Below are 303 nucleotides of genomic sequence, written 5' to 3'. Positions count from 1 at the left end.
AAATTTGCTTCTTGTGATGCATCACCTTCTTGTTGTTGCAAAGCACTCGCTGCTTGATTCGCATCACCATCTGGCACAACAACCGACTCAACCACATCACCTGCTGATGTTTCTTGCTCAGCTTGCACTTGCTCAGCATAATCTACTTGAGGTTGTTCTTCAGCATAAAGAGTTGTTGTGATTGCACTTAAACTTAAGGCAAGCACACTCATATTCATCCATTGATTATTCATTCTAACATCCTACTTATGCATTTAATTTACTAAAACTTAAGAACTATTTGCGCTTATAGTACATTCGCAT

1 protein-coding gene is annotated in these 303 nt (G+C 38.6%); it reads right to left on the bottom strand.

Features of this window, described 5'->3' with window-relative positions; genetic code table 11:
• On the bottom strand, window positions 1–233 hold a 233-nt coding region (locus tag AC2Q9J_RS17785; RefSeq protein ID WP_499041996.1), incomplete at its 3' end, for a hypothetical protein.
• Between the last annotated feature and the right edge of the window lie 70 nt (window positions 234–303).

Source organism: Planococcus sp. RAB007_Raresut, assembly GCF_057369535.1.
The sequence above is the reverse complement of the archived record's forward strand: the minus strand, read 5'-3'. Positions and strand labels throughout refer to the sequence as shown.